We start from the raw sequence: 441 nt of genomic DNA, 5'->3' as shown, positions 1-441 counted from the left end.
CCGATCACGCCGGCGTCGGACATCCTGCACGAGCTGAGCCGGCACAAGAACTTCGGTGTGCGGACCTTCCAGGCCGAGGACGAGATCGCCGGGATCGGCGCGGCACTCGGGGCGGCCTTCGGCGGCTCCCTCGCCGTGACGACCACCTCCGGTCCCGGTGTGGCCCTGAAGTCCGAGACCATCGGCCTCGCGGTCTCCCTCGAACTGCCGCTGCTGATCATCGACATCCAGCGCGGCGGCCCCTCCACGGGCCTGCCGACCAAGACCGAACAGGCCGACCTGCTCCAGGCCATGTACGGCCGCAACGGCGAGGCACCCGTCCCGGTCGTCGCCCCCCGCACCCCCGCCGACTGCTTCGACGCCGCCCTCGAGGCCGCCCGTATCGCCCTCACCTACCGCACCCCCGTCTTCCTCCTCTCCGACGGCTACCTCGCCAACGGC

General features: G+C 71.9%; 1 pseudogene. It reads left to right on the top strand.

The features are described from left to right. A pseudogene (locus tag IF28_RS0135785) lies at window positions 1-441 on the top strand (thiamine pyrophosphate-binding protein); the annotation flags it as partial.

The organism is Streptomyces sp. NRRL WC-3626 (genome assembly GCF_000718785.1).
In the GTDB taxonomy this organism is placed as follows: domain Bacteria; phylum Actinomycetota; class Actinomycetes; order Streptomycetales; family Streptomycetaceae; genus Streptomyces; species Streptomyces edwardsiae.
This window is presented reverse-complemented; position numbering and strand designations above follow the sequence as displayed.